Raw genomic sequence first — 18,391 nt, 5'->3', positions numbered from 1 at the left:
CTCAAACAACTGGCTCAATCTGACGAGAATTCGGCTGTGCGAAGTGCAGCAGTCCAAGAATTAGCACGGGGGTGGAAAGATGACCCGGAAACCTTACCTTGGCTCAAACAACTGGCTCAATCTGACGAGAATTCGGCTGTGCGAAGTGAAGCCGTCCAAGAATTAGCACGGGAGTGGAAAAATGACCCGGAAACATTTGAATTATTGTGTGATATTGCTATCAACGATCCTTTTGAACGTGAGTATGAATGGGAAGACAACCCCCGAGAAACAGCACTTAAAATCGCGCTCAAGCAATATCCCGATCGCCCAAAAACATTAGACATACTGCGCGATCGATTTGTCAACGATCCAGATGAACAAGTCCGCCAATTTGCCCAGAAACAATTGGCAAAATTAGACAAGCTGTGATATAAACAAAAAAAGGAGAAATAAGTTATGACTGTAGCCACTAAAATCCCCCAAGCTTATGCAGAAATAGTTGAGTTTTTTGCTGCTGGCGCTACTCCCGAAAGCATTCTCAACTTTCAACTATCCGAAGACGCAAAAGAGCATATCGCCGACCTAATTTACGCACACAACAACCAAGATTTGACCACCGATGAAAAAACCGAATTAGACAACTTTCTAGTTATAGAACATCTGTTGAGGTTAATCAAAGCAGTCGCTCACAAACACGTCGTCAAAGAGTAATTTTTTTATGTCTCGTCCTTACATTAGCGTCGAACTTAGGCGTTTAGTTGCTCTCCGTGCCGATCGCATTTGCGAATACTGCCTCATTCCAGAAGCAGAGAGTTCCGGCTGTCAAGTTGACCATATCATCAGCGTCAAACATGGTGGAGAAACAACAGCCGATAACCTCGCCTATGCTTGTATTTTCTGCAACTTACAGAAAGGAACAGATTTAGGCTCAATTGTTTGGCGGACTGGAGAATTGGTGCGTTTTTTCAACCCGCGCAGAGATTTTTGGGGAGAACATTTTCGCTTAGATGAAGCTGCAATTCAACCAAAAACAGATATTGGAGAAGTGACGGCAAGAATTCTAGAATTTAATCATAATGAGCGGATTAGAGAGCGACAAATTTTGATAGAAGTTGGTGCATATCCGTCACCAGCCGCGCAACAACGGATGACCCAGTGAATCAATAAATATCACCCAATCTAGTATAATTAAGATTCGGATAGTTCTCGGAGACAACCACTATGCAAGTCACGACCGAACAAATTATTTATCCATCCAGCGACGGTCAACCAATGGCAGAAAGCACAATTCAATACAAATTAATTGTCAAAATCAAAGAAGGCTGCGAATCGCTGTTCAAAAATGACCCAAACGTCTTTATAGCAGCCGATTTACTCTGGTATCCAGTTCAAGGTAGACCAGACATTTCTCAAGCACCGGATACAATGGTAATATTTGGTAGACCAAAGGGCGATCGGCCTTCCTATATGCAATTTCAAGAAGAGAATATTGCTCCCCAAGTCGTATTTGAGATTCGCTCTCATAACGATCGCCAAATCAAGATGTACAAAAAACTTGCGTTTTACAATCGCTATGGAGTCGAGGAATATTACCTTTACGATCCAGAAAACAACGATTTGAGTGGTTGGCAAAGAATTGAAGGAAACTTAGAAATAATTGAGCCGATGGAGGGCTGGATTAGTCCTAGATTGGGAGTAAGATTTGAGTTGGGCGAAGATGGGCTAGAAATTTATCGGCCAGATGGACAAAGGTTTCTTTCTTATGCGGAATTGGAGGAACAGGGTGAATTAAACCGCCAGCGTGCTGAACAAGAATCTCAAAGAGCCGAACAAGAAGCTCAAAGAGCTGAACAAGAATCTCAAAGAGCCGAACAAGAAGCTCAAAGAGCCGAACGTTTGGCCGCAAAATTGCGCGAATTGAACATAGATCCCGATCGCATTTAAGCCACAAATTGTTTAATAGAACTCTTGCAAAAATCCAAAGCACCCCACCCCAACCCGGACCTTACTAAGGTCCGGGAGCAAGATTGTTCTTGTTTCCCCCCTTAATAAGGGGGGACTAAGGGGGGTAAATTTGACTTTTGCAAGAGGTTTAATTTAGGACTTACTCACCAACACCAAAAAAAACCAGGTTTTTATTGTTTCCGCGCGCTCTAACGAATTATTACGTCAAAAAACCCGGTTTTTGACTACCCCTGCGTAAGTCCCGCAACCGTCCAAACATCGCCCTTCCACCCCCGAAAACCGCTCAGAAGTGTTAAGTTAGTAGTTAGTTGTGTCGATCGCACAGAAAAAAAGATGCCTGAACTACAAATCGAGACCCAGCAAGAACTAAACGAGGCAGTCCTCTCAAAACCCGTGATTGTCGGTCTCGAAGATATCACAAAAGTTTATGGGGTTGGCGACTTAGAAGTTCGCGCCTTAAACGGTGTCAGCTTGACGGTGAGACAGGGAGAATATTGTGCGATTATGGGCGCATCGGGTTCTGGTAAATCTACAGCTATGAATATTATCGGTTGTCTCGATCGACCTACGAGCGGCAGTTACTACCTAGACGGCGTAGATGTGGCCCAAATGCCCGAATCAGACTTGGCCGGAATTCGGAATTTAAAATTAGGTTTTGTCTTCCAGCAATTTCACCTGTTGTCTCAGTTAACAGCATTAGAAAATGTCATGTTACCGATGGTTTATGCCGGTGTTCCCTCAGCGGAAAGACGGGACCGCGCTGTAGAGGCTTTAACGAAGGTAGGCTTGCAAAGTCGGCTGCAAAATAAACCAAATCAACTCTCAGGAGGACAGCAGCAACGAGTCGCGATCGCCCGCGCCATAGTCAATCGTCCTGTATTATTACTTGCAGATGAACCGACTGGTGCATTGGATACGAAAACTACTCAAGAAGTAATGGATATTTTTACAGAATTTAATGAAGCCGGAATGACTGTTGTGATGGTAACTCACGAACCGGAAGTGGCGCGCCAAACTCGGCGAGTAGTCTGGTTCCGCGATGGTCAAGTAATTCACAATAACCTAAACCCTGAAGAACTTTCACACGCGGTATTTTAAAGTTTTGTGATTAGTTACAGCGGTTCCCGCTGCAAGAGCGACACACAAACATGAATCCTCAACATTTAATAAATTGGTTTGTTATATGGTTGACCGTTGCATGGTCATGATTTAACCACAGAGAGCACAGAGAACACAGAGAACTCGGAGAGAAATGAATAATTCCGATGAAAATAGGAATTGATATTAATTGCTCCTCGAAGCATCCCGATTTGGGAAACACGCCTAGAGGGGCGAAGCATTCGCGTTGAAAATCTGTGATATATCTATAGGATATGGGCGCGAATGCTTCTCCCCTACAAAAATGCGATGGACTCCGCTTTTGTACCTCATAATACCAATTTCATAAAGTAGTGCTACATATCTACCCCCCCCCAACCCCCCCTTACTAAGGGGGGGCTTTGAACTACATCTGTAGTAGGACTTTATGACAATGGTATGACAGCAGGAACCGCTGTAGTTGCGTGCGTTCGGTTAGTTATTATTAGTTATCTGTTACAAATAACAAATAACTAATGAAAAGCGGTGGGAAAAGCTGTCCAAACTCGATCGACAAAATCCCTAAGTTGCCGAGAAGCAATCACCCCATCGTTTTTTTCAGAATCCAGAGAGTGCAACTGACTCAATAGCGAAATCACTTCCGTATCTAAAGCAGCCCGAAACAAATTCAAAGGCCAAAGCAAATCCGAACCATCCCGCAAATCCAACAAACTGTATTCTGGGGAAAGGCGATCGCCCAAATCCTGTTTTGACAAGAATACAACTAACATTAAAGGGCGCACCCAACAAACTTGACGCGCCTCAACCACCTGAATTACTTCCGAATGCAGACACGCATCTCCACACTCTAAACTGACAATTTGACCAGGCTTAAAGTTCAAACCAAAACCCATTGATTCTGACCTACCCAACATGATGAAAATTGACAAATAACAAATAATAAGTAACCACTAACTACTTTTATCCAGATTTTTGAGAGCCATTTCCAAATCAGCCGTCAACAATCGCGCCTCTTTTTTGGTGCTAGCCGATTGAGCATAATCCATCACCGAAATTGGAGAACCGATGGCAATTTTCACCTCAGAACCCCATCGAGGAACGCGGGGGCGGTAGCGAATACTCATGGGTACAATTTTTACCCCCAAACCGGGTGTGCTCGACTCCGCTTGAATTGCCAAACGAGCCAATCCAGGCTTAATCGGGTGAACTTCACCATCCTGAAAAATCCCGCCTTCGGGAAAAATGACCAACATTTCCTTGGCAATGAGCAATTCTACCCCATAACGCAGACTGCTAATGGCGGGATGCCGGATATCCACAGCAAAACCTCCCAAATGCCTGATGAACCACCCTTGCAGTCCTTTCACTTCATCGGCTGTTACCATAAAGCGCAAATCTCGTCCAGTCACTTTTTGTCCTGTGGAATAGGGCATCATCAGAGCATCCCAGCGGGAACGGTGCGTCGGTGCTAAAATTACAGGCCCGTCCTTGGGCAAGTTTTCCTGTCCTGCGATGTGTATCTTGCCAAAATAAGACGGCAGGACAACATAGTGACCTAACGGATACAGCAAGGAAGTTAACCAAGGAGAAACGCGAGATGTATTAGATGCTACCTTGGCAGGCATTGGTTTCACTTTTTGATGAGGTACTGGAATTAAGGGCGATGGTGGCTTTATGGCTCATACCAATTAAGCTGTTTTATGGAGTTTTCAAGTCTAAACATAAGTTGTTTAGTACATCTTGCGTCTTTTGAGCGGGACACTTTGGCTATTGGCATTTTGCTGATTGGGCGATCGGACACTTAAGGATCTATTATTTCAGTTAATTACACAAGTAAAATTTTTACAGTTTAAATTTTCCTGCGGGATTCAAACCAAGACAGCAACTGCTGACGACAAACAGACTCCATAATCCCGCCGAGCACTTCTAGGCGATGGCAAGAATAGGCGCTATCGGGAATATTCCCCGCAGTCCGAATCGTACCAGTTTTTGGGTCATCGGCTCCATAGACCAACAAACCGAGCCGAGCCTGTACAATAGCACCAGCGCACATGGGGCAAGGCTCCAGCGTGACATAAAGAGTGCATTGATGGAGATGCCAATCTTGCAAAACTTGCCCAGCCGCCCGCAGAGCCAAAATTTCTGCATGAGCTGTGGGATCGCAGTCTCGCTCTCGCCGATTTTGCGCTTGTGCAATCAACTTACCACTACCATCAACGATCACAGCACCTACGGGGACTTCACCGGCATCGCCTGCGGCAAGGGCGAGTTCCACAGCTCTACTCATCCACCGCCTGTGAATGGAATAATTACGATCGCCAATCAATAAAGGTTGTGTTTGGGAATTCACAGTATTGCACAATAGGATTTGAATGTGAGAGTAATATTATACCTAGATAAATCCAAACACTTAAAGACTGAAAATGTCTCAGACAACCCCAGTTATGGAATATTGGGTCAGGCACAAGTATCCTAGGGAATTAACTAAGCTTGGTGGGGAAATTTAGGGGATAGTTACGTAACTAGAAACACTTAAAATAAACAAAGCAAAGTTACAGCAAAACTCGATCGGGAATAATTGAAAATTATGGAAACCACTGTCATTAGCGCTGAAGTCATTGATTTGTTGTCCCGCATCAGCCGACAAAAGCTCCGTGAAGCAGATGTCACTGGGCTCATCGTGTTCCTGGCCGCTCTAATTTCGATTCTGCGGGGAGTGATGATTATTGACAAGACCATCGCCCTGGAAGAAGAAGAAAGGTTGCAAAAAACTCTAAAAGTGTTTGCTAGCAGCGATCGCGATCGAGTAGAACTGATTCAGCGGATTGTCACGGGCATCTCAAAACAGCAAGTATATTTCAATCCCACAGAACTGCTAACCCTGACAGCATTGTTTTCCGATTCCGAAAAGCTTTTACTCATCTGCTTCGGCTACGAAATGTCAGCAGCAGACGGACGCATCGACCTCCGGGAGCAAATGTACCTAACGGCCACGGGACAGCGACTGGGCATCGACCCCAGACATATTGCCACCATAGATGCTTTATTTACCAAAGAAGGAACTGTAGACCCCGAAGCTTTTGCGGAAGTCAAAGAACTACTGTCTCCGATCGAATTCCAGTCACGGGAACCAGTGTTTGCGGCTTCAGCAAAGCACTTGCTTTCTCTTTTAGAGCACCAATAATTACCGGCATAGGGACTAAAATGTCAGCGTTGGCAGTTACCGGAGAAAGCAAATGGAATATAATTAAAGGTTTGAGGAAGTAAGTTTTAAGTGTCCGAGATGTCATTCTTGTCCGCTTTATGTCAATCTTATGTAGCAGTAATTAAAAGCGTCCTACTTACCTATGGAAATTGAATGGCAAAGCGTCAAAACCTACTCCGATATTATCTATCAAAAAACTAAAGGGATCGCCAAAATTACCATCAATCGACCCCACAAGCGCAATGCTTTTCGTCCCAAAACCGTCTCTGAACTGTGCGATGCCTTTATAGACGCGCGGGAAGACACGACTATCGGGGTGGTTCTGTTGACTGGTGCAGGGCCACACACGGACGGAAAATACGCATTTTGTGCGGGTGGGGATCAAAGCGTGCGGGGTAAAGCCGGGTATGTAGATGAAGGTGGCATTCCCCGCTTAAACGTGCTGGAATTGCAAAAATTGATTCGATCGATGCCCAAGGTGGTAATTGCCCTAGTAGCAGGTTACGCGATCGGCGGTGGTCACGTTCTGCACTTAATTTGCGATTTAACCATCGCTGCGGAGAATGCAATTTTCGGACAAACTGGCCCAAAAGTGGGCAGTTTCGACGGAGGCTTCGGGGCTAGCTATCTCGCCAGAATTGTGGGACAAAAAAAAGCGCGAGAAATTTGGTTTTTGTGTCGCCAGTACAGCGCACAGCAGGCCTTAGAAATGGGTTTAGTCAACTGTGTTGTCCCCGTAGAACAACTCGAAGCAGAAGGGATTCAGTGGGCTTCGGAAATTTTAGACAAAAGTCCGATCGCCATTCGCTGTCTGAAATCAGCATTTAATGCCGACTGTGACGGTCAAGCAGGGCTGCAAGAACTAGCAGGAAATGCGACTTTACTATATTATATGAGCGAAGAAGGAGCCGAAGGCAAACAAGCGTTTTTAGAAAAGCGAGAACCGGATTTTAGTCAGTATCCTTGGCTACCTTAATTCCAGTGAAAACAAGTTTTTTATGGGCTGATGTCAAAGATATTTCTGATTGACGATCCGTAGCTGGAATTAAAGGAGTTCGATGCCGTTGTTAGCAGTTTAGTTGTGCTGCTGCGGGCCAACTAAACTGAAACGGTGGGAACTGATTTTTCGGTGAAGGTTGTCTCTGTTAACTGACAAGTGTGGCGATCGGCAGCAGGGAGGGCTGGCGAGGGAAAAGCCACCATCGGCTCATGCCATAGTGAAAGTTCTTCGATATTTTCCCAAGCAGACCCAAATGGTGAAACCGCCAAAGAACAAGCTTTCCACTGACCTTGAACCGAAACGCTGAGCTGCTGACAAAGACCACCCCGTCTTCCTTCTGGCAGATAGTGGCGGCAGTGACGGCAAGCTGAAGTTAAGGGAGTTTTCATAAAAGTTCTTGGGTTTCTCATTTTCATCTCTAATTCTCCTTTGTTGAGCTAGGAGGTCTTAGAGCATCCCAGCCCTTATCCTGTCTGCTGTTTAGCGATCCCCGAACTATAATTGAATTTTATAATTTATTTATAATTTTGTTATATATAGAAACAATAGATTTAGTAGTGCCTCATCTTAGATTTAAAAAAGCTGTAAAAAAGTTAATAAACCAACAGGGATCAAGATAAAGCACAAATGGGGAACAAAAAGTAGATTTTATAAATCACCATCGATACCATATTTTTTGTTTTCGTACTTTATGGCCTTCTAGTTATTTTGTCTGTAGTGTTGGTAACGTCTGTCAGAAAATATATTGAAGGGCAAAAAGGCAAATAGTATAGAATACGGGCAGCTATCAGGCTGCAACTGCGTTTTATCCCCGGCTTGAAAGACTGGGGTTCTCAGGCGACGCGCTATGGCGGTATCACCCTTGATGACGGGTAATTGACAACATTAAAATTAATTCAGAGGCGGCAGGAGTTTTACTAATGAGTAAGCGTTCTTCGGTGGAATCCCCAAATCATCAATCATCTTCAACCCCCATCAATCCTGCTTTACAAGCAGCCCTGGGGTGCTTGGATGTAAACCTGGAAACAGAACTAACAATATATAGACGACACAGGCGACGAGCCGAACAGTGGGTGTCGCCATCCGTGCGTCCCGGTACCAAGACAGAAACAGCCAACCAACAGCCTGGTCAAAACCAGCCACTAACGGCTGCGGAGCCAACCCAGCAATCACTCTCGATACCCCTATCCCTTGGGGGTAGCCCTGGTGAGCCCCCAAGAACAACTAATGCGGGCGGGAGCCAACCTATAAAACAATTTATCAGTACCCCACCACCAAACAAATATCTCGAATCTAGCGAAAAACTGATCGAAAGTTTGGACTCACCAACAGCCGAGGCAACCGAGGAAAGAAGTTTAGCAGCCAGTCTGTTGACTCCCTTGGGACTAAGTTCAATGCTGCTGTTTTTGCTATCCTGTACAGCCTTGGGCTACGCAGTCTTTTACCCATCAAGTCTAGCTAAAATGGTAGGTCTCAACCGTTTGGTGGGAAGCAACACACCCTCGGAGACCCAAAGTAGCGCTAGTAAAGTAACTGATACCGGAAGCAAGGAACTGCCAAAAGCTCCCAATCTGGTTTCCAAGGAATTTGTCGAGCTAGACTTAAGTACCCTGAGCAATGTCAAGCCCACCCCTAGCCCCATTGCTTCCCCCTCGCCCAAAGCCTCAATCCCGCCGACTCCAGCAGCAGTTAGCGACTCCAGCGGGGCTGTCCCCATCCCGACAGAAGACGGCAACCCACCAACAATTAGGGAAAAAGGACTGAACAATCTCAGTACAGCGTTGCTTCCGAGTCCGACTAATGTGGCACAAACAGTCCCAACATTGCCAACACTGCCTCCAACGCCTTCCCCATTGGCCTCGAATTCAGCAACTCCTGCGGCTGCATCCCGTGCTGTGCCATCGGCAGCCCCCGCAGCCACACTGGGAAGCCCTGCACGGGCTAGCGACGGTTTTTATTACGTGGTTGTCGATTACACCGATGCCAAGTCCCTAGAGCAAGCCAGAATTGCAGTGCCAGATGCCTACGTGCGGAAATTTTCAAAGGGTGTCAAGATCCAAATGGGAGCGTTGAACGATGCGGCCTCAGCACAACTTTTGGTGAAAGAACTGCAAGCAAAAGGGGTGAAGCCGCAATACTATCAGCCTTAAATTAGTCAGCGGGAATTAAAAATTTAAAAATTAAAAGAGAGCATAATTTAAAAGTTTTCATTTTTAATTTTTAGTTCTTAATTCCTATTCATAAAATCTCGAATTGAAAATTTGGAGAAAGGCAAAATGGGATTATTCGATCGCCTTTGGCGAGTAATTCGAGCCAACATTAACAGTTTAGTGGGAGCAGCAGAAGATCCAGAGAAGATTTTGGAACAGGCGACCATTGATATGCAGGAAGATTTAGTGCAGCTCAGACAAGCTGTGGCTGGGGCAATTGCTGCTCAAAAACGCACGGAACGGCAGTATTCCCAAGCGGAGTCCACCGCCACAGAATGGTATCAACGTGCACAGTTAGCTTTGCAAAAAAACGAGGAAAATTTAGCACGGGAAGCCCTGACTCGCAAGAAATTCTATCAAGAAACCGCAATCACGATGAAAGCTAGTCTGGAACAGCAGAATGTTGTGGTCACTAAACTTAAAGAAAATATGCGGGCTCTGGAAAGTAAAATTTCCGAGGCCAAATCGAAAAAAGATATGTACATTGCCAGAGCTCGATCGGCCGCCGCCTCGGAAAGACTAGACAAAATGATGGGTAATCTCAATGCAGGTAGTGGTTTGAGCGCCTTTGAACGGATGGAAGAGAAAGTTATGCAGCTAGAAGCTCGCTCTGAGGCGATCGCAGAACTCGGCACCAACGACTTAGAAAAGAAGTTTCTGGCTCTCGAAAGTGGGGGCGATGTCGATGCACAGTTGGCGGCCATGAAAGCGCAAATGCTTCCGGGCAACAATACGCCTAAGTTACCATCGGGGGAGCCACCCACATCCTGAATGTGAAGCCTGGAGCGTCCTAGTTGAGACTGCTGTGGCAGTAGCTACAGATAGCCCGAAGCGAGTTGGGGAATTCCCGGATCAAAGCTAAACTCAGTAGATAGAGCTGGCAAAGCTTGGCTACATCAATTACGAAGATCCCTTTAAACTAGATTAATATGTTTGCAAAAATTGCCCAAGGCTAGATCATCGCACTAAAAATCTGACCAACCGAATTTCAAAACCGCAGGCTAGTGTCTAAAGCCTGCTTTCCGTTTACTTCGTACACCTCACCAAGGAAAAATAGGATTATGGGATTATTCGATCGCATTAGCCGAGTCGTCAGAGCCAATCTTAACGACATAGTGAACAAAGCTGAAGACCCGGAAAAGATTTTAGAACAGTCTGTGACGGATATGCAGGAAGACCTGGTGCAGTTGCGTCAAGCCGTGGCCGCGGCGATCGCCACTCAAAAGCGCACCCAGACTCAGTACAATCAAGCTGAGTCCCAGTCGAACCAATGGCAGCAGCGGGCTCAGCTTGCTCTGCAAAAAGGTGACGAGGCGTTGGCGCGCGAAGCACTGGTACGCAAAAAGTCTCATGCTGAAACGGCGGCTACTCTAAAAGCTAGCCTAGAACAGCAATCGACTCAGGTGGAAAGTCTCAGACGCAACTTGATCGGTTTGGAGAGCAAGATTTCAGAAGCTAAGACAAAGAAGGATATGCTCAAGGCGAGAATATCCGCTGCGAAAGCTCAAGAACAACTCAACAACACCATTGGCTCTCTCAATACTGGCAGTTCCATGGCCGCGTTCGATCGCATGGAAGAAAAAGTTTTGCAGATTGAAGCTCGCGCGGGGGCGTCAGCAGAACTAGCCGCCGGTGGTAGCAATTTGGAAGAACAGTTCCGCTTGCTCGAAAGTGGCGGGGGTGTCGATGACGAGTTGGCGCAAATGAAAGCCCAACTTGCTGGAAGTTCTGTATCTCAACCTCAATTACCAGCATCGGGTAAAACTGCTGCTAATAATAGCTCTGAATCGATTCCGGTGATTGACGCTGAGTTGGAAGAATTGCGATCGCAGCTCAATAAAATGTAATCTCGATCCAAACTCACCGATTTCTCTGATGGTGCGATCGAGCGCTCCGTCTCTCTAAAGCAAATAGCTTGTGGAGGTCGGAGCTTTTTGATTGGCGATCGGCTACAGCCGGAATAAATCTTACCGAAACATGACAATTTAGCTATATAGTAGTAAGTATCATTTAGCACTAATTATTTAAGTGCCAAACAAAATTTTAAGTAACCATTTAAAAATAAAATTATGTCTAAGGTGCAGTTGTTAGTTCTCAGTTCTGTTGCTTCTGGTTTTGGGCTTTGTTCAAGCATTTTTGCCCTATTCACCATGATTTATGGACTTTCACTGATGTCTTTTTTTGTCTTTATTTTAACCTTGGCATTTTGTGCGGCCAATATTTTTTTTGCCTTGCATTATTATACATTCATTGCTAAGCAGTTGAGTGCCAAAAACAGAGGCAAATCTAGAAGCCTCGGCGGTTGATATCAATTCCGGTTGTATCGTAATGATTTAACCGCGAAGGCGCAAAGCACGCGAAGGAAGAGAAGAGAGAAATAATAATTCCGATGTCAACGGATTTGATATGAAACCACAGCTAAAAAAAGGAGTTCAGCCTGCAATGTCTCATAAATATAGCCTTTCTCAGAAAGATGAGGTACGACTGGGCATAGGGCATGGGGCATGGGGCATGGGGCATAGGGCATAGGGTTCCGTGGGCATACCTCACTTTTTTGAGAACCGCTATATAGCATAAAAGAAATCACAATTTAGGCAAAATCCATTCCACCGCCACCGCTAAATTTTCGGCAACAAAATCCGGTTTAGTATGATGCTGATATTCCCCATTCAACACACTTTCACCGTAACCAGTCTGCACCAAAATACCAGTACAACCAGCATTATGAGCCATATCTACATCTGTAGCTTTATCCCCCACCATAAAACTATTTCGCAAATCTAAATCCTGTTCCCAAGCAGCGGCTACCAGCATACCTGTATTAGGTTTGCGCCAAGTTGTATACCGCGTAAATTCTGGGTGAGTTCCCCCTTCTGCTTCACTCAAATAAGGGCAATAATAAAGAGCATCTAATTTGGCTCCGGCTGCTTGGTCTAATAGCTGACAGAGCCGTTCGTGCAAAGCTTCTACGTGGCTAACCGGATAATATCCCCTGGCGGGGCCCGATTGATTAGAAACTAGACAGCAAAATATTTGTTTGTCATTTAATTTGCGTACAGCTTGGGCTACTCCGGGAATTAAATGCAAATCTTCTACTTTGTGGATGTAGCCTGCTTCGATATTTAACACACCATCTCTGTCTAGAAATACTGCTCGTTTCATGGTTATTTACTAAGGATTGCTATTTTTTTTAAATCAGTCCTGGACCCATGGGGAGTCATATCAAATCCTCTCTTCATCGTCCTGTATTAATCTCTCCCTCTTCTCTTCCTTCGCGTCATGAGCGCCTTCGCGGTTAAATCATTCCGATACAACGGGGTTTTTTGTGTCCAGGACTATAATCAAAGATCACCATACCACTTGACAAATTCTAAGAAATATCGTACTCTAATAGTACGGACACTAACCAATAAGCCAATGGTTACTACATACACAGTCGATCGCACCCATCTAGCTCAGTGGCACGAAGTTCTCGCCCCCCACAGCATCGGCTATCGGCTCAAACTGCTGGGACAGTTAGGTACTCGCAGGCTGCAAGAGGCACTGGAACCCTTTGGATTGACACCTTTTCACTGGCTGGTACTATGTTGCTTGTGGCAAGAAGATGGTTTAGCAACTTCCAGCATTGGGGACAAACTGCAACAGGTAGGCGGTACCCTCACAGGTGTAATCGATCGCATGGAAGAAAGAGATTTAGTCCGTCGGGAGAGAGACACCCGCGATCGCCGGATTTGGCGAATTTGGCTAACGGATGCAGGTAGGGAAATGCAAGAAGTGCTGCCACCAGTGGTAGCTGAGGTTCGAGAGCAGTCTATGACTGGAATTTCCCAGGCCGATCGAGAACGCTTCTCAGAGCTGATCGATATCGCGATCGCCAATCTTTCCTAAACTGACAAATCATTCTCCCGGAGGTCGCGCAGCACCATCTACCTCTACTAAATTAAACATAACCGAAAAATACTACGCACTCTTAAAAACAGTAGTCTTAACAAATAAATACTACGCACTCTAACCAAACGGCATCTTATTAAAATTTCAGGAGCCAACTACCATGAAAACCACCAAGGAAACCAACCCAGCAGAATTCAACGGCAACGGCAAAGGCAAAGCAGTGGGGCTCTTAGAGCAGCCCATGGACGACACCATAGCCAAAAGCCTACCAATCATCCCCGCGCCAGAGACACAAATCAGCGCCCCCAGCGATGTCAAAACAGGCGCAGAAACAGAACTCCAAGCACCCCTACCAGCCCCTACAACACCCAAGAAAAAGTCCAAGAAACCACTGATATTCGCACTATTGGGGGTAGGTGCGATCGCCGCGGGCAGCTTCGGCTACAACTACTGGCAATACGCCTCCATCCACCAAGAAACCGAAAACGCCACAGTTGCCGGACACATCCACCAAATCAGCAGCCGGATCAACGGTACTGTCGGCGAAGTCTTGGTACAAGACAACCAACAAGTAAAACCTGGACAACTGCTAATCAAACTAGATCCCCGCGACTACCAAGTTAAAGTCCAACAAGCTCAAGCAGCCTTAGAAAACGCTCGCCGTCAAGCAGAAGCAGCCCAAGCCAATATTTCCCTAGCCTCGCAAACCAGCCAAGGCAAAACCGCCCAAGCCCAGGGAGATATCAGCGGTGCAAACGCGGCCATTTCCACCGCCCAAGCAGCCCTGAGAGAAGCACAGCAAGGCGTGCCGGCAGCAGAAGCCTCCTTCGCTGAAGCCCAGGCGGGAATTCCCGCAGCTATGGCTAAAGTCGCCCAAGCCGAAGCGGGTATTCCCCAAGCAAGGGCGAAAGTCACCGAAGCTGAAGCCGGAATTTCCCAAGCTCAAGCACAGCTAGCCCAAGCCCAGGCTAATCTGGTGAAAACGCAAGCTGATTATAAACGATATCAAGATTTGCAGTCTGAAGGTGCGATCGCCCGCCAGCAGCTAGATTCCGCCACAGCAGCCTACGATGTAGCTGTCGGCCAAACTACCGCAGCTCAACAAGGAGTTGCCCAAGCCAGAGCGCGTTTAGCCCAAGCCAAGGAAGGCGTCACCGCAGCAATCGCGGCAGTAGCCCAAGCCCAAGAAGGCGTAAAACAAGCTCAAGCCCAAGTAGCGCGGGCCCAAGTTGGTATCGCCAGTGCTCAAGCCAAAGTCGCGGTAGCCCAAGAAGGTATCACTAGCGCCCAAGCCAAACTTGCGACATCCAAGGGTGGATTGCAACAGGCTGAAGCGACGGGAGAACAAACTAAAGTTAGTCGATCGCAGTATGATGCAGCTAAGGCGGCGATCGCCCAATCGGAAGCTGCGGTGAAAGACGCTCAACTGCAACTTTCCTATGTGAATATCAGCGCACCAGCCGCCGGACAAATCGGCCGCAAGTCGGTGGAAGTGGGGCAACGGGTGCAGCCGGGAACGCCTTTAATGGCGATCGTCAGTAATGATTTGTGGGTAGTTGCTAACTTCAAGGAAACGCAACTGGCAAGCATGAAACGAGGTCAAAAAGTAGAAATCAAATTAGATGCTTTTGGCAGTCGTAAATTTGAGGGTCGAGTTGATAGTTTTTCCCCTGCTTCTGGCGCTCAATTTTCTCTATTACCTCCCGATAATGCTACGGGTAATTTCACTAAAGTTGTGCAGCGGATTCCTGTGAAAGTGGTATTTGATGCTGAAAGTATTAAAGGCTATGAATCACGGATTACACCAGGGATGTCTGCTACGGTAAACGTTGAGCTGAAATAAGGTTGTACTCCTGATAGTAGAAAATGGAGGAGACGGCAATGCCGTTTCCCTGCACTATTATATGGGCAGGGAAACGGCATTGCCCATTAGTGTCAACTTAATAAACTGTTGTAAGTCGGGACGATGTTCGCAAAAATAGCCGTAAGTGAGCTGAATTTGTTTAACTTTCACGTTTGTAAATACTACTCTGCCCTAGCTGACTGAGTGTTGGCAACTTCTGTAGGCAGAAGGGACATTGAAAAGCGGGCATTGTTACAAAACTTTACGTCTTATCCTAGGAGGCAAATTTGTCTGTAAACGCTACATCTTTTTCTCTGTCCCAATGCCATACTATCGTAATCCCTCTGATGCCTTGCTAGACTTGTAGGTACGGTTGAGTAGCCTTCGAGCGGTCAACATCGACAAATTTGTCCAGAACATTTGGTCTGGTAAAGCGCCTGGAGTCGATCGAACAATGCAGCATCACAAAGATTTTCAAGGCTGGTCACTTTTGGCAGTTGCTGTCACTGCGGTGATTGCAGCAAATTTTGGCATTGCCAAATTAAATTATTTGTCCGATCGATCCGCTAGCTATGAAACGGAACTCCGACATTTGCAAGGACTGGCCAATCGCTTAGACGCCCTGGAGTGGAGAGCAATTGCTAACAAAAAAGTGACCTCAGAGCTAGAGGAAACCCTAGGGAAGCAACGACAGCAAGCAAAGCTCAGTTTTGATACCCTCAAACATACTGCTTCTTCGTTTCGAGATTTGCAAGAAGTGGACTCAGCCTACCAAACCTATTCTAAGGCCGTTAATAAACTCTTGACCCTGCTAAAAACTGATCGGATTGAAGAAGCATTGGAGGTGGATGAGAAGCAGGTAGATCCCAGCTATGAAAAATTGTATGCGATCGTGACGAAAAAGACCGTAGAAGCGGCAAAAAATAGGGCAAATCTACAATACTGGGCTAACTTTGGCTCGATATTGATTATGACCTTTTTAGTTGCGACAATTTGGATACTGCGATCGGAGATTTTGCGATCGCAGCAAAGATTTCAGGAAATCAAGAATGTGCGCCAGCGGGAAGCCCGGTTGGAACAAGAGAGTCAACTTCTAGAATCGAAAGTGATGGAGCGCACACAGACGCTTCAAACCACAAACGACGCATTGGAACAAACACTCACGGCACTGAAAGAGTCGCAGATTAAGCTAATCCAAAGTGAGAAAATGTCAGCTTTAGGGCAAATGATGGCTGGGGTTGCTCATGAAATCAATAATCCGGTTGGCTTTATTGCTGGGAATATAGCTCCGGCGCGAGACTACGTAAGGGATTTGTTTGGCCTGATTAATTTATATCAAGAAAAATTTCCGCAACCTGGTTCCGAGATAGAGGCAAAAATTCAAGCGATCGACCTAGACTATATACGGCAAGACTTGCCTAAGCTTTTTCAATCGATGAAAGATGGGGTGGTACGAATTAAAGATATCAGTAGGAGTTTACGCATTTTTTCGAGAGCAGATTGCGATCGCCCCACAATGTTCAACATTCATGAGGGCATTGATAGTACCATCTTGATTCTCCAGCATCGACTAAAATCAAATCCTACCAGACCTGCGATCGAGATTATCAGAGAATACGGTGAACTTCCGAAAGTGGAATGTTATGCAGGACAACTCAACCAAGTGTTCATGAATTTGCTGGCTAATGCCATTGATGCCCTAGAAGAATCAAATCAAGAACTGCAACGGAGCCTTGAAGATATGGAAGCGCATCCGAACCGAATTGCGATTAAAACTGAGTTATCGAGCGATCGCAAATTTGCTGTAATTGGGATTAAAGATAATGGTATTGGTATGACAGAGGAAGTGAAGCAGAAAGTATTTGACCATCTGTTTACAACCAAGGGTGTGGGTAAAGGAACGGGGCTGGGATTGGCGATTGTTCATCAAATTGTGGTTGATAAACACGCTGGAACTATCGAAGTAAAATCTAGGCCTGGAGAGGGAGCAGAGTTTGCGATCGCTATTCCGATTGAGATCGCGTCTCAATAACTAATGTTACTATCCGTGACTTAAGATATCTAAAAACTCTCGAACAATGCGATCGGCATCTTCGCAGCATCTTTCTGCGTCGCAATAGTGGATGATGGTGATACCGTGAGATGCAAACAGGCGATCGCGCGTTTCATCTTTTTCTGTATCTGGATGCCATATTTCCAGAATACCCCATTTGCCTTGGTGGAATATCAGGAAATCTGGTTCTTGGTTTTGTCGGCCTGCGGGTGTGGTGATGCGGGCTTTCGAGTTGGGGAAAAAGAGGGTGTTTGTGCGATCGAGCGCTTCGGCTATTTTTACTTGTTCTTCGCAGTGAAAGCGCAAATCATTCCAGTGATAAATCCGTTCTTTTGTGCTTGACAAAATTCCCTGGTTATGCGCGTTTTCAGGCTTAATAATTCCATCTGATACTGTATTATAATCAGATATAATTGCACCCTGTAAATCTGTTGATGAATCTGATTCACTTAAGTTTGCGAATGATATTCTGGCTCCGGTTAAGTTAGCACCGCTGAGATTAACTCCAATAACTTGAGTTCGATGTAATGTCACTTGATGTCGTTGCAAGTATCGCTTAAAAACAGAGCGTAAATTATTTTTTTTTACTTTTTCATCAAAAGCCTCTGAGAGTTGTTTCCAGAGTTTAGCCGCCAGCGCTTTGATGTATTCATCATTATATTGAGAGAGTTGAGAAATTTCTTCATAGGAATGTCTGCCTTCCCAGCATTGTCTGAAGATGAGCTCTTGCACGTCGTTTAAGCCTTCGCCATCAAGGACTGTTTCTGCGATCGCGATTGCTTCATCAACGGTCATGGCTTAAGTTTCCTTAAAGTATATATCTCGTGAACTTTTGACAATAATACCATTTTTTTATGATGCTGCATAGAACCCGATCCCCCCTAGCCCCCCTTCTTAAGGGGGGGACAAGACTCTTCTCAAAGTCCCCCTTCTTAAGGGGGATTTAGGGGGATCGAGATATGTGCAACGACCCATTAAATTAATATAATACCAATTTTTTATGAGGCTGCATAGAATCCGATCCCCCCTAGCCCCCCTTCTTAAGGGGGGGACAAGACTCTTCTCAAAGTCCCCCTTCTTAAGGGGGATTTAGGGGGATCGAGATATGTGCAACGACCCATTAAATTAATATAATACCAATTTT

18 protein-coding genes and 1 pseudogene are annotated in these 18,391 nt (G+C 45.7%); 13 read left to right on the top strand and 6 right to left on the bottom strand.

The features are described 5' to 3' along the window. From AAFP11_RS22355 to AAFP11_RS22335, 5 genes are all read left to right on the top strand, one after another. Positions 1–411: HEAT repeat domain-containing protein (locus AAFP11_RS22355; protein ID WP_341739033.1), on the top strand; the 411-nt coding region annotated here is incomplete at its 5' end. A 27-nt stretch (positions 412–438) separates the two neighbouring features. Continuing rightward, positions 439–693: a hypothetical protein gene (locus AAFP11_RS22350; protein ID WP_340519417.1), complete on the top strand. Its 255-nt coding sequence runs from the start codon at positions 439–441 to the stop codon at positions 691–693. A 7-nt stretch (positions 694–700) separates the two neighbouring features. Next, on the top strand, positions 701–1,141 hold the full coding sequence (locus tag AAFP11_RS22345) for an HNH endonuclease signature motif containing protein (protein ID WP_341739032.1): 441 nt from the start codon (positions 701–703) through the stop codon (positions 1,139–1,141). 62 nt (positions 1,142–1,203) lie between these two features. Next, positions 1,204–1,926 carry a Uma2 family endonuclease gene (locus tag AAFP11_RS22340; protein ID WP_341739031.1) on the top strand — a complete coding sequence of 241 codons (723 nt, stop codon included), beginning with the start codon at positions 1,204–1,206 and terminating at the stop codon, positions 1,924–1,926. A 354-nt stretch (positions 1,927–2,280) separates the two neighbouring features. Next, positions 2,281–3,045, top strand: coding sequence for an ABC transporter ATP-binding protein (locus AAFP11_RS22335; protein WP_341739030.1), 765 nt, complete (start codon positions 2,281–2,283; stop codon positions 3,043–3,045). A 512-nt stretch (positions 3,046–3,557) separates the two neighbouring features. Here AAFP11_RS22335 and AAFP11_RS22330 read toward each other — a convergent pair. The 3 genes from AAFP11_RS22330 to AAFP11_RS22320 all read right to left on the bottom strand — a co-directional run bounded on the left by AAFP11_RS22330 (position 3,558) and on the right by AAFP11_RS22320 (position 5,395). Next, positions 3,558–3,938 (bottom strand): hypothetical protein, encoded by a 381-nt coding sequence (locus AAFP11_RS22330; protein ID WP_341739029.1) that lies wholly within the window; start codon positions 3,936–3,938, stop codon positions 3,558–3,560. A 57-nt stretch (positions 3,939–3,995) separates the two neighbouring features. Further along, positions 3,996–4,670: a lysophospholipid acyltransferase family protein gene (locus AAFP11_RS22325; protein ID WP_341739028.1), complete on the bottom strand. Its 675-nt coding sequence runs from the start codon at positions 4,668–4,670 to the stop codon at positions 3,996–3,998. Positions 4,671–4,894: 224 nt separating this feature from the next. Then, positions 4,895–5,395: a nucleoside deaminase gene (locus tag AAFP11_RS22320; RefSeq protein ID WP_341739027.1), complete on the bottom strand. Its 501-nt coding sequence runs from the start codon at positions 5,393–5,395 to the stop codon at positions 4,895–4,897. A 237-nt stretch (positions 5,396–5,632) separates the two neighbouring features. On the opposite strand from AAFP11_RS22320, the gene AAFP11_RS22315 reads away from it, so the two are divergent. Beyond that, positions 5,633–6,229: a TerB family tellurite resistance protein gene (locus AAFP11_RS22315; RefSeq protein WP_341739026.1), complete on the top strand. Its 597-nt coding sequence runs from the start codon at positions 5,633–5,635 to the stop codon at positions 6,227–6,229. 163 nt (positions 6,230–6,392) lie between these two features. Then, positions 6,393–7,226 carry a 1,4-dihydroxy-2-naphthoyl-CoA synthase gene (gene menB / locus AAFP11_RS22310; RefSeq protein WP_340523338.1) on the top strand — a complete coding sequence of 278 codons (834 nt, stop codon included), beginning with the start codon at positions 6,393–6,395 and terminating at the stop codon, positions 7,224–7,226. Positions 7,227–7,348: 122 nt separating this feature from the next. On the opposite strand, the gene AAFP11_RS22305 is transcribed toward menB, so the two are convergent. Continuing rightward, on the bottom strand, positions 7,349–7,639 hold the full coding sequence (locus tag AAFP11_RS22305) for a hypothetical protein (RefSeq protein WP_341739025.1): 291 nt from the start codon (positions 7,637–7,639) through the stop codon (positions 7,349–7,351). A gap of 531 nt (positions 7,640–8,170) precedes the next feature. Here AAFP11_RS22305 and AAFP11_RS22300 point away from each other — a divergent pair. The 3 genes from AAFP11_RS22300 to AAFP11_RS22290 all read left to right on the top strand — a co-directional run bounded on the left by AAFP11_RS22300 (position 8,171) and on the right by AAFP11_RS22290 (position 11,307). Continuing rightward, positions 8,171–9,400 (top strand): hypothetical protein, encoded by a 1,230-nt coding sequence (locus tag AAFP11_RS22300; RefSeq protein WP_341739024.1) that lies wholly within the window; start codon positions 8,171–8,173, stop codon positions 9,398–9,400. A 126-nt stretch (positions 9,401–9,526) separates the two neighbouring features. Next, positions 9,527–10,231, top strand: coding sequence for a PspA/IM30 family protein (locus tag AAFP11_RS22295; protein WP_341739023.1), 705 nt, complete (start codon positions 9,527–9,529; stop codon positions 10,229–10,231). Positions 10,232–10,521: 290 nt separating this feature from the next. Continuing rightward, positions 10,522–11,307, top strand: coding sequence for a PspA/IM30 family protein (locus AAFP11_RS22290; protein WP_341739022.1), 786 nt, complete (start codon positions 10,522–10,524; stop codon positions 11,305–11,307). Positions 11,308–12,043: 736 nt separating this feature from the next. On the opposite strand, the gene AAFP11_RS22285 is transcribed toward AAFP11_RS22290, so the two are convergent. Then, positions 12,044–12,622, bottom strand: a complete 579-nt coding sequence (locus AAFP11_RS22285; protein WP_341739021.1) for an HAD family hydrolase — start codon at positions 12,620–12,622, stop codon at positions 12,044–12,046. 255 nt (positions 12,623–12,877) lie between these two features. Here AAFP11_RS22285 and AAFP11_RS22280 point away from each other — a divergent pair, with 255 nt between their 5' ends. From AAFP11_RS22280 to AAFP11_RS22270, 3 genes and pseudogenes are all read left to right on the top strand, one after another. Continuing rightward, complete coding sequence (locus AAFP11_RS22280) at positions 12,878–13,348, top strand: MarR family transcriptional regulator (protein ID WP_341739020.1); 471 nt, start codon at positions 12,878–12,880, stop codon at positions 13,346–13,348. A gap of 163 nt (positions 13,349–13,511) precedes the next feature. Next, complete coding sequence (locus tag AAFP11_RS22275; RefSeq protein ID WP_341739019.1) at positions 13,512–15,194, top strand: biotin/lipoyl-binding protein; 1,683 nt, start codon at positions 13,512–13,514, stop codon at positions 15,192–15,194. Between the two features lie 1,147 nt (positions 15,195–16,341). Next, positions 16,342–17,226 (top strand): annotated as a pseudogene (locus AAFP11_RS22270) (ATP-binding protein); the annotation flags it as partial. A gap of 9 nt (positions 17,227–17,235) precedes the next feature. Here the strand turns inward: AAFP11_RS22270 and AAFP11_RS22265 are convergent. Then, positions 17,236–18,042 carry a pentapeptide repeat-containing protein gene (locus tag AAFP11_RS22265; protein WP_341739018.1) on the bottom strand — a complete coding sequence of 269 codons (807 nt, stop codon included), beginning with the start codon at positions 18,040–18,042 and terminating at the stop codon, positions 17,236–17,238. Positions 18,043–18,391: the final 349 nt, after the last annotated feature.

The organism is Microcoleus sp. CAWBG640, assembly GCF_020883015.1.
GTDB classification, from domain to species: domain Bacteria; phylum Cyanobacteriota; class Cyanobacteriia; order Cyanobacteriales; family Microcoleaceae; genus Microcoleus; species Microcoleus anatoxicus.
Note: the sequence above shows the minus strand (reverse complement) of the source record. Positions and strands in the feature narration are given on the sequence as shown.